Consider the following 13,971-nt stretch of genomic DNA (forward strand, 5'->3'; position numbering starts at 1 on the left):
TTATTCTTTATCGTTAGATTTTTTAGCTTTAGTTGTATTTCCTCCTTTAGCCGGCATTTCATACAATGGTTTTCCAGCATCCCTAAGTTTCTTGTACTTTTCACCTGATGCCTTCAAGATAGATTTCACTTCTGCCTGGGCAATTACAGGGAACGTTCTGGAATACAATAGGAACAACACAAAGAAGAATCCTATGGTTCCAATAAAGATTCCGATATCCACAAAGGTTGGGGAGAACATGGTCCAAGATGATGGCAAGTAATCCCTATGCAATGAGGTAACAATGATCACGAAACGCTCAAACCACATCCCTATGTTTACCACGATAGAGATAAAGAAAGAGAACATGATACTGGTACGCAATTTTTTAAACCACATGAACTGGGGCGAGAACACGTTACAGGTCATCATGGACCAGTATGCCCACCAGTAAGGCCCGGTAGCCCTGTTCAAGAAAGCGTATTGTTCGTACTCAACTCCTGAGTACCAAGCAATGAACAACTCCGTGATATAGGCACATCCTACGATGGAACCTGTGATCATGATCACGATGTTCATCAACTCAATATGTTGTACTGTGATATACGCTTCAAGGTTGCACACTTTACGCATAATGATCAAAAGCGTGTTCACCATGGCAAATCCAGAGAAAATCGCACCAGCAACGAAGTACGGTGGGAAAATGGTGGTGTGCCACCCTGGAATTACCGAAGTAGCAAAGTCAAACGATACGATGGTGTGTACGGAAAGTACCAAAGGTGTTGCCAAACCGGCCAATACCAAGGAAACTTCCTCGAAACGTTGCCAGTCTTTGGCTCTACCTGTCCAACCGAAGCTCAACAAGCTGTATATTTTCTTTTGGAAAGGTTTTACGGCTCTGTCACGGATCATGGCAAAGTCAGGCAGTAGCCCTGTCCACCAGAATACCAATGATACAGAAAGATAGGTTGAAATCGCAAATACGTCCCAAAGCAATGGTGAGTTGAAGTTCACCCAAAGGGAACCAAATTGGTTAGGGATGGGAAGTACCCAATACCCCAGCCATGGACGACCCATGTGAATGATCGGGAACAAACCTGCCTGAACTACCGAGAAGATGGTCATCGCCTCCGCGGAACGGTTGATCGCCATTCTCCATTTTTGACGGAACAACAATAGTACCGCCGAAATCAGTGTTCCTGCGTGACCAATACCTACCCACCAAACGAAGTTGGTAATATCCCAGGCCCAGTTAACGGTTCGGTTTAGACCCCAAACCCCAATACCCGTGGAAACGGTATAAATGATACATCCTAGACCCCAAAGGAATGCCACAAGGGCAATGGTGAAGACAATCCACCATTGTTTATTGGCCTTTCCCTCTACCGGACGGGCAATATCCACGGTTACATCGTGGTATCCTTTGTCTCCAAGTACTAAGGGCTTTCGAATAGGTGCTTCGTAATGCGACGCCATAATTTATCTTCTAGTTACTTCTTTTATTGATTACGCCTCGTTGGTGTTTCTTACTTTAACATGATAGAACACATTGGGTTTTGTACCCACATGCTCCAACAAGTGGTACATTCTATCATCTTCCTTCAACTTGGCAACTTTACTGTCGTGATCATTAACATCCCCAAATACCATGGCTCCACTGCTACATGCTGCAGAACAGGCTGTTTGGAACTCTCCATCCTTGATGACACGTCCATCGCGCTTGGCATCCAAAATGGTCTTTTGCGTCATTTGGATACACATGGAGCATTTTTCCATTACCCCTCTTGATCGTACATTCACGTCTGGGTTGATGACCATCTTGCCCAAGTCATTGTTCATATTGAAATCGAACTCGTCATTGTTGTTGTACAAGAACCAGTTGAATCGACGTACTTTATACGGACAGTTGTTGGCACAATATCTAGTACCTACACAACGGTTGTATGCCATATGGTTCTGACCTTGTCTACTGTGCGATGTGGCCGCAACCGGACAAACCGTTTCACAAGGTGCATGGTTACAGTGCTGGCACATTACAGGCTGGAAGGCCACCTGAGGATTGGCCGATGGATCTTCCATCTCCCTGAATCCACCCAAGGAACCTTTTTCACCCCATAGACCGTCCATTCCGTCCTTCTTCTCATTATCCTGCTCAAAGGTCTCCTCTGAAGAGTAATATCTATCGATGCGCAACCAGTGCATATCACGGGAACGACGCATCTCCGCTTTACCTACAACCGGAACGTTGTTTTCAGCATGACAAGCAATAACGCAAGCCCCACATCCCGTACAAGCATTCAAGTCGATGGACAAGTTGAAGTGATGCCCAATAGAACGATCGAACTCATCCCAAAGGTCGGCATCTGGAGAAGTCACAGGGATTTCATTGTGGTTCAATGAAACCTGCGGCATATGATTCCACTCTGCATGGTCTTTGGTATTGAAGATCTCCAAGGTGGTCTCCTTGATGATATCTCCTCTACCCATCAATGTTTTTTGTGACTGGATACAAGCAAACTCATGCTCTCCAGCAGCCTTTTCAACAGTTACGGACTGTACATCTGAAAAATTGGTATACAAGGCGTAAGCATTTACCCCCGTAGCCATTTCAGCTTGCATTCCGGCTTTTTTACCATATCCAAAAGAAAGTCCCACGGTTCCTACGGCCTGACCAGGCTGCACGATTACCGGAACACTTTCCAATACTTTTCCATCAACGGTCAATTTCACATAACTACCATTGACACCACCATCGGCGACCATTTTGTTTTCCACACCCCATTTTTCGGCATCGGCTTTGGAAACGGTCACGTAGTTGTCCCAAGAAACCCTTGAAATAGGATCAGGGAACTCTTGCAACCATGGGTTGTTGGCCTGTCGGCCATCCCCCATACCTACTTTGGAATATAGTACCAATTCCGTTCCGGCACTGGTAGCATTCACCAAGGAGCGAATTGCAGATGCAATGGGAACCACTGTGGATTCGCCTTCCGCTTCTTCCGCCTCAGCTTGTGAAGCTGCAACAACACCCTCTTCTTGGACAACAGGAGCAGAAGCTGCAAAAACCCCATCCTGAAGCGCCTTGTTCCAAGACCCTCCCTGAAGGATATCCGCACTCCAAGTTTCCTTGATGTAATCGTAATATGTTTTTTCACTGCCCATCCAAGTCAACAAGGCCGCTTGGAACTGTCTTGTATCGAACAACTGTCGGATGGCAGGTTGCATTAAAGTGTATTGTCCTTTTTTAAACTGCGCATCGCCCCAAGACTCCAAGTAGTGGGAAGCAGCAGCAACATAACCAGCCGCTTGGGCAGTTTCGTCATTATTGAACGCAAATGCCACGGAAACATCAACCTTTTCAAGTCCAGCTACGAACTCCTCGGCATTGGGCAATGTATAGACAGGATTCACCCCGTCCATGATCAAAGCCCCAACACGACCGGCATTCATATCGGCAATCAACTTACCTACTTTGGCCGTATCACCTTGACGAACATATCGTGGGTTTTCGGCATCAAAAGCCTCACTGGCCAATAATTTATTAATGGCCAAGACAACCGCCTGTGCGTTTACATCATTAAGTCCTGTGACCACAACGGCTTTGCTTCCCGCTTTTTTCAACTCGGAAGCAACCTTATCCACAGCTTCATCCACGTCAGAAGTACCACCACCAACACTACTGCCATTCAATTTGCCATACAACTTGGCCAAGGCAACTTTTTGTTGGGTTGGGGTCATGGGATAACGCTTGTCCGCATTGGCTCCGGACAAAGACATATTGGACTCCAATTGAATGTGCCTGGACATTTTCCCATGTTTGGGCACACGTCCTTTGGCATATCCGCTATCATAGCCTCCTCCTTGCCAATCTCCCAAGAAATCAGCCCCGAAGGAAACTATCAATTCTGCTTTTTCAAAATCGTAATCGGCCAAGGCACGCTCACCATAAGCTGCATTGAACGCATTGAGTGCAGCATCCTCGGAAATGGCATCATAAACCACATGGTTCACGTTTTCACCATAAGCTTCCTTGAACTCAGCAATCAATTTATCGGTAGATGGACTGGCATACGTCTGGGTCAACAAAACAATTTGTCGGTTAGACCCTTTCAAACTACCCAATTTAGCTTTTACCGTAGCATCCAACACCTTCCACTCCACAGGCTCACCATTGGCACTTGGCCCTTGAACCCGCTTGCTATCATACAGTGTCAATACAGAGGCTTGAACCCTTGCATTGGCACTTCCGTTCACCTTGGCATCGGTGTTGTTTTCTATTTTTATAGGTCTTCCTTCCCTTGTTTTTACCAAAACACTGGCAAAATCAAAACCATCCGCAATAGTGGTCGCGTAATAGTTGGCCACACCTGGAACAATATTGTCCGGCTGCACCACGTAGGGTATGGACTTATGGACCGGCCCCTCACATGCAGCAACAGCCGCCGCTGCCGTACTGAACCCAACATATTTCAGAAAGTCCCTCCTGTTGGTATTTGAAGCGGACAAGTTCTCCTTGTCACCCAAAAACTCATCAACGGGGATCTGTTCTGTAAATTCGTTTTGTCTTAGCGTCTCAACAATGGAATCGTTCGGATTCAGCTCCGCTTCACTTTTCCAATATTTTTTGTTTGATGCCATACGATATATCTGAGATTATCTTCCTTTAATTCTTAATAGTGACACTTACCACATTCTATACCACCCATCATGGCCGCGGTCAACTGCTCAACGCCATACTTTTTGGACAACTCCTCATGAATGGCCTCGTAGTACGCATTGCCTTCGATCTTCACATTGGTCTCCCTGTGACAGTTTACACACCAACCCATGGTCAATGGCGCAAATTGTTCCACAACTTCCATTTCCTCAACAGGACCGTGACAAGTCTGGCAGGCAACCCCCGCAACAGAAACGTGCTGGGAGTGGTTGAAATAGGCAAAATCAGGTAGGTTATGAATCCTTACCCATTGCACTGGCTGTGCCTCACCAGTGTAGGATTGATTTTCCTCATCCCATCCAACGGCCTTGTACAGCTTTTTGATTTCAGCTGTGTAAAAATCATTGGTGTGACCGGCAGCCAAATCTTCAGCTGATGGTCCTTCGGGATTACCGGCATATTGGTAGATGGACTTGTGACAGTTCATACAAACATTCAAGGAAGGTATCCCCGATGTTTTTGAAACCCTTGCCGAAGAGTGGCAATATTTACAATCTATCTTATTGTCACCTGCGTGGATCTTATGTGAAAAGTGAATGGGCTGTACCGGAGCATATCCTTGATCGACGCCCACCTGCATCATCCAACCATAAGCGAAATACGCACTGGCCAACAAAAGAAAAATGGCACTTACCAAGACCAAAAACTGGTTTTTGGCAAACGCTTTCCAAATGGGAAGACGTTTTTCTTTCTCTTGTTCCAACACAACTCCATTGGCTTCCGCGATTCTACGCAAGGTCTTGTTCACCAAAATCAACATGATGACCAACAGACCGAACACCAACGCCAAGGCACCCAAAATCACTTCATTGGATATTCCACCTGACGCAGCGGACCCTCCATCACCTCCACCTGATGCCGCTGGAGCAGCTGCTGGCGCAGGAGGCGGAGCGGCCGTATAGGCCAAAATATCATCGATGTCCTGATTGGACAAGGTTGGGAAAGGCGTCATTGCCGCCTGATTGTACTCGGCGTAAATTGCATTTGCATAGGAATCCCCTGAACTAATCATCCCAGGGCTGTTCTTGATCCAAGAATACAGCCACTCCTTATCCAATCCTTGATCTTCTGACAAACGCGCTTCAACGTTGGCCAGGGCAGGACCTGTCATTTTACGGTCCAGGGCGTGGCAAGCAGCACAGTTCTGGTTAAAGAGCTGTTTCCCTTTTGCCGGATCACCACCACCTGCGGCGGCAGCTTCTTCCTGCGCATAAAATGAAATGGAGAAAAATAGGAGAGAGAAACCTAAAATTTTAGAAAATAGATGGCGGTACAAAACCTTTTTCATATTAACGAAATTTCTATCGAAATCTTTGGCATGATTATTTCTATTGATATTGAGAACAATAGCTTCCAGTCCTACCAAAATTGGTCACAAAAGTACGACATAGCGCCATTTTTTAAAATGTTAAGGTATTTATAACTTCTAATTTATAAAGATTCTAAATAAAGTGGGTTCAACGGGGTTAGACCATAAAAATTTACTTTTGCACCATGACCGTATGTCAAAACACTTGAATTATATGAAGACTCTTGTATTTATTGCGCTTTTTACAGGGTTTGCCCTACATATTTCCGCACAGGAAGGAACAGTTTCCATACAGCAGGACCCTAAAATAGACGAGTTGGTAAAACGCTATACCGAAGTGAACTCAAAAGCAGAGTTTTACCAGATCCAAGTAGGTTTTGGCTCCTACCAAAAAGCACAGAACCTGAAGGCCCAGGTTGAAATTGATTTCCCGGGATGGGATTCCAAAATTGAATTTGAATCCCCTACCTACCGGGTTCGCCTTGGCCGGTTCAAGACCAAATTGGAGGCGGAACGAAAATACCTTGAAGTCCGAAAAAAATATCCCGATGCCATGCTCCTGAAACCGGAGCACGATTCCAAATCATAGCAATACTCCCATCCGCATCGGCACAATGAACACATAAGGCTTCACTCTGCCATATCCCGGATATTTATTTTAGGAAAAAGTAAGCTTTCATCCCAAATGAAAACTGAAAATCCGTTAAAGGGCTATCATTATCGTAATAGCTCGAATGATGGTCATAATACAGGTATTCATCCAATGTAGGGTTAACGAAGGACCTGTATTTGTTTTCCCTTCGTTTTATACCACCGCCCACATACACATTGAACCCCATGGAAGACGACAAGGGAAAGATAAAACCATAATTCACCGTCAATCCATATTTGGTCCTTTTGTAGTCCATAGAGTCAAATCTTACATTTCCTATTCCCTGAACATAGACAGAATCGTAATAGAGTGTCTCTGTATGAATCAGGTAAAAGGGTTGCGCGGAGAAATAGACCTGGGTCCTGCTGCCCAATTGTAGCAAATACTGTAGCTCCGGGGTAAGCTCATATAATCTGTAATAATCCCCCTCCATCCGAAGGGCTATAATATTATTGCCATATCCAAGATCGGCACCTATGGCCCAACGCTCATTTAGTTGGTGACGATAGCCAAGCCGCCAACGTGTCAGATTAGAAGGACCAGTGCTAAAATATACGGAGTAACTGGTATAGGCAGGGGACAACAAATCAAACGTAATGGCCTTGAACGGCTTTTTAATTTCAAGAGTTGTTTGTTCTTGCGCCTTTAAAGAGAACCAAAAGACAAAACAACCCATAGCAATACATATTCTTTTCATAGGTTACCGTATTTATTCTGGCAATTCAAAAGCATCCTCCAAAAGTTCGGGGGTCAGCACATATTCATAGGTTCGGGGAGCAATTTCGGTAAAGATGGTCCCTTCAAGTTTTGTAAATAACCCCATACCCCCCTCAAAACACAAACCAGTATCACCTGAACCACCATAACACTGATACCCTTTATTGATCTGAGGAAAAAAAATAAAAACATAATCCTCACAAATCCCTACCGCTGTGCCCGATATTGAAGTATATCCACAAGAAAAAGACTGGCCATTTTGAAGTTCTTCAACTCTTTCAGGAGAATCTCCTGTTATAACAACAGTGGCGCCTGTTTCATTTATTAAAATGAAGGTATAGAAATAAACTTCTTCCTCACCATCCAGTCCACTACCACATGAAACTATGATAAAAAGACCTAAAAATGTTGCTGTTTTCCTCATCCTATCTTTGTTCTACTACTTTGGCAGTTCAAAAGCATTTTCAAAGTCTTGTTGGGTAACGATAAACTCATAAATATTTCCATTTGCTTTGAATCCGCCGTTTGGCAACAACGGATTTCTTTTATTGGAAAAATTGAAATCACCTGAGTTATTCTTAGTTGAAATATAACCTTTGCCGTTGTTGAATTTTATTGCTACTGAATCTATCCCACAGTAATTAACAAACATTCCTCTGAAGTTTTCGTCAACATAGCTGCATATCGGACTATTCTCATCATTGTTCAAATCAACTTGGTATACCATTACATCATTATTGAAAGATTCAATTTTCAAAACTTGACTAGAGTCATTATTTAAACCGACAAACAAATTTGTTTTAACAGGCTCATCGGTACATGAAACAAAAAAGGCCCAACATACCAAGACTATCTTTTTCATAGCATCGTGTCGAATCAAGGCAACTCAAAAGCTCCCTCTAAAAGTTCGGAGGTCAGTACATATTCATAGGTTCGGGGAGCAATTTCAGTGAAAATGGTATTACCAATCCTTGTGAACACTCTTGCGTCCTCAACAAAACAAAATCCCTCTATTTGCGAAGCCTTTCCGAAACAACGATAACCCTTAACTTTTTCAATATCTACTATTTCTAAAAAGCTTGAGCAAAAACCGCCAGCATCGCTAACCGACCCTACATATGCACAGGTAAATATCTCACCTGTCGCCACCACTTCATTTCTTGGCCCAAAATCTCCGGTAATACTTAAATCTTGACCAGTCTCATTTCTCAAAATAAAAGTATATGTAAACATTTTCTCTTCTCCATCCAGACCACTGCCGCATGAAACTGCAGTTAATAGAGCAAAAAATGTTGCTGTTTTTCTCATCCTATCTTTGTTCTACTACTTTGGCAGTTCAAAAGCGTTTTCGAAATCCTGTTGAGTGATTGAAAATTCATACTCGTTACCTACATTTTGGAAGCCATTTCCTTGAATAAATATGGATTTATTGTCCAAAAAACGGTATTCGTTTAGATTGTTGCCTAAGCGTATATCAATGTACCCTTTTGAATTATTGAATTCCACTACCACAGAATCTTTTTGGCATCCGGCAAGTCCAATAAAGAATTCTGAAGTGTAGGTGCAAATATTTTTAGCTTCACCCTGACTCAGACTTTTTTGAACCTGTAGTTTACCTTGACTAAAACACCGTATTTCAAATGTTTTATCAGTGCTATTTTTGATACTTACTGAGAATTGAATTAAATCTGGTTCGTCTGTACATGCATTAAGCATTACAATCAGCATCAATGATAATAATAGTCTTATTTGCATTTTTTGGGATTGTTATTGTTAAGAACTCCTTTCACATAACCAAAGAGTTCATTTAAATACTGTTCACTTGAATTATGATAGTAACTCTTAAGATTACTTCTCCAACAATCTAGGGTTCTACAATTATCCAATGCTTTTTGTATTTGTTGTAGATTATAGTTTTTAACTCGATCTGTCGGGTAGATATTCGAAAAAACTTCATTTTGGTCTAGGTTATCTATCAAATCTGCTACAATTGGAGTGTATTCTGTCATTTCATCCACCGTATTTCTTTGTCTTTGATAATTCCACCCTATATTGTCGTTAGTGGGATTAATATAGGTTGAGCTTAGACGTTTATACCTATCATTCGTCACAATGGTCTCTACCCCTTCGGCCCAGCTTTCACGCAGCATCAACCGCTCGCAGTTCTTGCTATGCAATACACTGAACATCCCCGGGTCCAGTTCGCGGTGGCCCGCATGGGTAAGCTCATGTACGGTGGTAGCATAAATACCATCTGTGCCCCGGTAGATGCAATTCTTGTTCTCATCCTTACCATTTCTCGTTACCCTAATGTCCGATGTTGGCAAAAGGGTCAATATATCGGACCTGTGCTCAGAACTGCCACAAAGGTCATATTTTGCACTGATCCTACATTTCCTTGGCTTCTTCAGTCCATATGTAGGTACCACCCTAGTATAATAATCATAGGCGGCGTTGTGCACCAATGCATAAAACTGGCCCCTGCCCGAAGAAAAATGTTGGCTCCATGACTGCTTTTTATAGGTTCTTGTCCCCCGGTGCCTTGCCTCCATAAAAACAGTCCCCGCCATAACCTTGAATTTCCATGGACTGTTAAAATACACGGCATACTTTACCCGTTTGGTGCTGGTGCTACTGGTACGGAACTCGCCTTTGTGGTTGGTACGCACACGTTTGATCACTACCAAACCCCATTTGCGCACCTTCACCTCGGCACCCACAACACCCACCGTCTTTTTCACCACATCTTCCCGAACGGTAATGGTTCCCTTGGGGTTCCATTTGTTCCGGTTGGCCAAGGTCTCCTGCTCCAATAGGGCATCTATGGAGTTCAGGTCCAAGATCAGTTGTTTTTGCTCGTACCCCAATTGGGCGGCTTGATCATAACTGTACAGGGTGGCCGTAGTATCGTTGGGCAGGTAAAACCGCAATACGGCCAGCTCGTCCTCGTCCAGGTTGTTGGTCAACTTCAGTGCCTCGAGTTCCAAGTATTCAAAAACCTCCCCATTTTCATCAACATTGAGAATGTCCTTGGTGGTCTTGTTCACAGGCTGTTTCACCGCTACTTCACCCTCCACCGGCTCCTCTTTGGACTGTTCCGGGGCAAAATAATGGGTGTCCAACAGTTCTTTGTGTACGTTTTCGGGAACGGGATGGTCGTAGGGTACCACGGCATAGAGGTAAGCGAGGTCTCCCGGGTTTTCATCCCCCTCTAGGTCCGGGTCGTCGTAATAATCCCCTTCCTCCACCACCTTTAGGTGCAAGGGTATGTTGGACACTTGGAGGATGGTATCATTGACCAACCGATCGTGTTCCAGACTGTCCTTGGGCAAAAAACGATAATAGTAGTGGGATGGGAGTATCTCAATATCATCCCCATCTTTAAAGGTCTTTGCCAGCTTACTGGTCTTGGAGTTCTTCTTTAGATTGAAGATAAGATTGTCAAAGGCCGTTTGCATATTGGCGACCGTATAGGGGATCTCCAAGGTATCTCCCATAATGACCTTGGCATTGTCCGTATCCACCGTTTGGTCTTTTTCTTGAAGCGGGGGATTCTCTTTTTCGCAGGATTGGACCATGATTCCCAATACGATCACGATCAGGGTTGGAATGTAGTTTTTGTTCATAGGTCAATGGATTTAGGGCGAAGTGATTTCATCCATCAAAAAGTACTTTCATTCCTTGAAAGAAATTATTTATAATTGATGGGTGGCCCTTACCAATTGACGGATGGGTATTTTCAATTGATGGATTGGAGAATTGTGGGTATCCGGATGCCGTGCTCCTTGCACCGAACTGAACGGCCCCAAATGAAAAAATCCCGTACAAGACGGGATTTTTTATTTATCTATTTATCGGTAAACCTCTAGAGTTTTTTCTTCACGGCCACCTCTTGGAAGGCTTCTACAATATCACCCTCCCGGATATCATTGTAGTTTTTGATCTGCAGACCACAATCGTAGCCTTTGGAAACTTCCTTCACATCGTCCTTGAATCGTTTCAAGGATGCCAGTTCGCCTGTAAAGACGACCACTCCGTCACGGATAAGTCTAATCTGTGAGTTTCTGAAGATCTTTCCACTGGTGACCATACAACCTGCAATGGTCCCGATCTTGGAAATCTTGAAGGTTTCCCTGATCTCGGCGTTTCCGGTCACCTCTTCTTTCATCACTGGTGAAAGCATACCCTCCATGGCGTCTTTCAGATCATTGATGGCATCATAGATGATGGAATAGGTCCTGATATCGATTTCTTCTTTCTCCGCCACGATACGGGCGTTGCCCATTGGCCTAACGTTGAATCCAATAATGATCGCATCAGAGGCACTGGCCAACAACACATCGGATTCCGTGATGGCACCCACACCTTTGTGGATGATATTCACTTGGATCTCGTCCGTTGACAGTTTTTGGAAGGAATCCGTCAAGGCCTCCACAGAACCATCCACATCCCCTTTAAGGATAATGTTGAGCTCTTTGAAATCACCCAATGCGATTCGTCTTCCAATTTCGTCCAAGGTAATGTGTCGCTGTGTCCTAACGGATTGCTCACGCTGCAACTGGGAACGTTTGGCCGCAATTTGCTTTGCTTCCCGTTCATCTTCCAACACATTGAATCGGTCCCCTGCCTGCGGCGCCCCATCCAATCCCAAGATTGAAATAGGTGTGGCAGGTCCAGCCTTTTTCACATTTTTACCACGTTCATCCTGCATGGCCCTTACTTTACCACTACAGGTTCCGGCCAATACATAATCCCCGATCTTTAAGGTACCGGTTTGGACCAAAATGGTGGAAACATATCCTCGTCCTTTGTCCAAAAAGGCCTCCACTACGGTACCTGAGGCCAATCTATCCGGATTGGCTTTGAGTTCCAGCAATTCTGCTTCCAACAATACTTTTTCCAACAACTCCTTGACACCCTGACCTGTTTTGGCCGATATATCATGGGATTGGATCTTACCTCCCCAATCTTCCACCAAAAGGTTCATTTGGGCAAGGCCTTCTTTGATCTTATCTGGGTTGGCGGTAGGTTTATCCACTTTGTTTATGGCAAACACAATGGGCACCCCAGCCGCTTGGGCATGGCTAATGGCCTCCTTGGTCTGTGGCATGATATCGTCATCCGCAGCAATTACAATGATGGCAATATCGGTAACCTGGGCTCCACGTGCCCGCATTGCGGTAAACGCCTCGTGACCCGGTGTATCCAAAAAGGTGATCCGTTGTCCGTTTTCCAGTGTTACCCCGTAAGCACCAATGTGCTGGGTGATACCCCCACTTTCACCGGCAATCACGTTTTCTTCCCTGACATAATCCAACAACGAGGTTTTACCGTGGTCCACGTGACCCATTACGGTAACAATGGGAGCTCTTGGCACCATATCTTCCGGTGCATCTTCCACCTCCTCAATGGTCTCCTCGATTTCCGCAGTGACAAACTCCACTTCGTACCCAAATTCATCGGCAACGATGGAAAGGGTCTCGGCATCCAAACGCTGGTTCATGGTCACCATGATCCCCAAGGACATACAAGCGGAGATGATCTTGGTGGTGGACACATCCATCATGGTGGCCACCTCGTTCACGGTAACAAACTCCGTTACCTTGAGAATCTTGCTCTCCAGTTCTTGTTGTTCGAGGTCCTTTTCAGTCTGTTGACGGTGTTGGTCCCTTTTCTCCCTTCTATATTTGGCACCTTTGCCCTTGCTGGATTTCCCTTGGAGTTTTTCCAAGGTTTCCCGCACTTGTTTTTGTACTTCTTCCTCGGTAGGCTCCACTTTGGGAACAGCTCCTCTTGGAGCACCTCTTCTACCGGGTCCATTACCCCTATTCGGACGTCCTCCGCCAGATTGGGAATCGTTTTTTACAATCCGTTTCCTTCGCTTTCTTCTATCGGCACTGTTATCAGATCCGTTGGCATCGGATTTTTTCTGATCTTCCTTCTTCTTTTTGGGCTTGTTGAATTGCGAAAGGTCTATCTTATCTCCCGTAATTTTGGGGCCGGATAGTTTCTTGTATTGGGTCTTAATGGTACCGGACTCCGCTGGCGCTTCTTCCTTCTCCTCTTTTACCTCTACCTTTTTGACCTCCTTGACCTCTTTGACAGGAGCGGTCTCCTCTTTTTTGGGAGCTTCCACTTCCACTTTGGGCGCTTCCGCCACCACTTTGGTTTCCTCTTCCTTTTCCTTTTCTTTGGGCGTTTCCGGCTTTTGGTCCAAATCTATCTTGCCCACGGTCTTTGGACCTGCAAGTTCCGCTTTGGCCTTGATCACCTGCTGTTCTGCCTCTCTTTTCTCCCTAGCCAGTCTGCGTTCTTCCTGTTCCTGTTCCATCTGGACCCTGATGGCTTCCTTCTCCTTGCGCTTTTCTTCACCGACCTCCTTGGAAGCTACCTTTTTACTCTTATCCGTTTGGAACTCATCCAACAGTACTTGATACACTTCGTCCGTGATCTTTGTAGTGGGACGCGCCTCTACCTCATGACCTTTTGAGGAAAGGTAGTCCACTGCTCGATCAAGCGAAATGTTCAATTCCCTGAGAACTTTGTTAAGTCGTATTGTTGGGTTTCCTGCCATAAATTGTTTTGCTTGCCCTAAAA

Annotated in this window: 11 protein-coding genes; 1 reads left to right on the top strand and 10 read right to left on the bottom strand. The window is 44.7% G+C overall.

Features of this window, described 5'->3' with window-relative positions:
• From nrfD to DN53_RS14810, 3 genes are read right to left on the bottom strand one after another with little or no spacing between them, the layout of a single operon-like run.
• Entirely contained in the window at positions 1 to 1,455 is a 1,455-nt protein-coding gene (gene nrfD / locus DN53_RS14800; RefSeq protein ID WP_129655474.1) for an NrfD/PsrC family molybdoenzyme membrane anchor subunit, read from the bottom strand.
• A gap of 30 nt (positions 1,456 to 1,485) precedes the next feature.
• Positions 1,486 to 4,617, bottom strand: coding sequence for a TAT-variant-translocated molybdopterin oxidoreductase (locus DN53_RS14805; protein ID WP_129655476.1), 3,132 nt, complete (start codon positions 4,615 to 4,617; stop codon positions 1,486 to 1,488).
• 32 nt (positions 4,618 to 4,649) lie between these two features.
• Positions 4,650 to 5,984 carry a cytochrome c3 family protein gene (locus DN53_RS14810; RefSeq protein ID WP_129655478.1) on the bottom strand — a complete coding sequence of 445 codons (1,335 nt, stop codon included), beginning with the start codon at positions 5,982 to 5,984 and terminating at the stop codon, positions 4,650 to 4,652.
• 235 nt (positions 5,985 to 6,219) lie between these two features.
• Here DN53_RS14810 and DN53_RS14815 point away from each other — a divergent pair, with 235 nt between their 5' ends.
• Positions 6,220 to 6,594 carry an SPOR domain-containing protein gene (locus tag DN53_RS14815; protein ID WP_129655480.1) on the top strand — a complete coding sequence of 125 codons (375 nt, stop codon included), beginning with the start codon at positions 6,220 to 6,222 and terminating at the stop codon, positions 6,592 to 6,594.
• A gap of 64 nt (positions 6,595 to 6,658) precedes the next feature.
• Here the strand turns inward: DN53_RS14815 and DN53_RS14820 are convergent, their stop codons facing one another.
• The 7 genes from DN53_RS14820 to infB form a co-directional block, all read right to left on the bottom strand.
• Positions 6,659 to 7,354, bottom strand: a complete 696-nt coding sequence (locus tag DN53_RS14820) for a hypothetical protein (RefSeq protein WP_129655482.1) — start codon at positions 7,352 to 7,354, stop codon at positions 6,659 to 6,661.
• A gap of 12 nt (positions 7,355 to 7,366) precedes the next feature.
• Positions 7,367 to 7,798, bottom strand: a complete 432-nt coding sequence (locus tag DN53_RS14825) for a hypothetical protein (RefSeq protein ID WP_129655484.1) — start codon at positions 7,796 to 7,798, stop codon at positions 7,367 to 7,369.
• A gap of 15 nt (positions 7,799 to 7,813) precedes the next feature.
• Entirely contained in the window at positions 7,814 to 8,236 is a 423-nt protein-coding gene (locus DN53_RS14830; RefSeq protein WP_129655486.1) for a hypothetical protein, read from the bottom strand.
• Between the two features lie 14 nt (positions 8,237 to 8,250).
• Positions 8,251 to 8,682 carry a hypothetical protein gene (locus tag DN53_RS14835; RefSeq protein ID WP_129655488.1) on the bottom strand — a complete coding sequence of 144 codons (432 nt, stop codon included), beginning with the start codon at positions 8,680 to 8,682 and terminating at the stop codon, positions 8,251 to 8,253.
• Between the two features lie 15 nt (positions 8,683 to 8,697).
• Positions 8,698 to 9,129 (bottom strand): hypothetical protein, encoded by a 432-nt coding sequence (locus tag DN53_RS14840; protein WP_129655490.1) that lies wholly within the window; start codon positions 9,127 to 9,129, stop codon positions 8,698 to 8,700.
• On the bottom strand, positions 9,120 to 11,000 hold the full coding sequence (locus DN53_RS14845; protein ID WP_129655492.1) for a hypothetical protein: 1,881 nt from the start codon (positions 10,998 to 11,000) through the stop codon (positions 9,120 to 9,122). Before DN53_RS14845 ends, DN53_RS14840 begins: the two co-directional genes overlap by 10 nt.
• Before the next feature lie 239 nt (positions 11,001 to 11,239).
• A complete protein-coding gene (gene infB / locus DN53_RS14850) occupies positions 11,240 to 13,948 on the bottom strand; it encodes a translation initiation factor IF-2 (protein ID WP_129655494.1) in 2,709 nt (902 codons plus the stop codon).
• Between the last annotated feature and the right edge of the window lie 23 nt (positions 13,949 to 13,971).

The sequence above is a fragment of the Flagellimonas olearia genome, assembly GCF_004150225.1.
GTDB classification, from domain to species: domain Bacteria; phylum Bacteroidota; class Bacteroidia; order Flavobacteriales; family Flavobacteriaceae; genus Flagellimonas; species Flagellimonas olearia.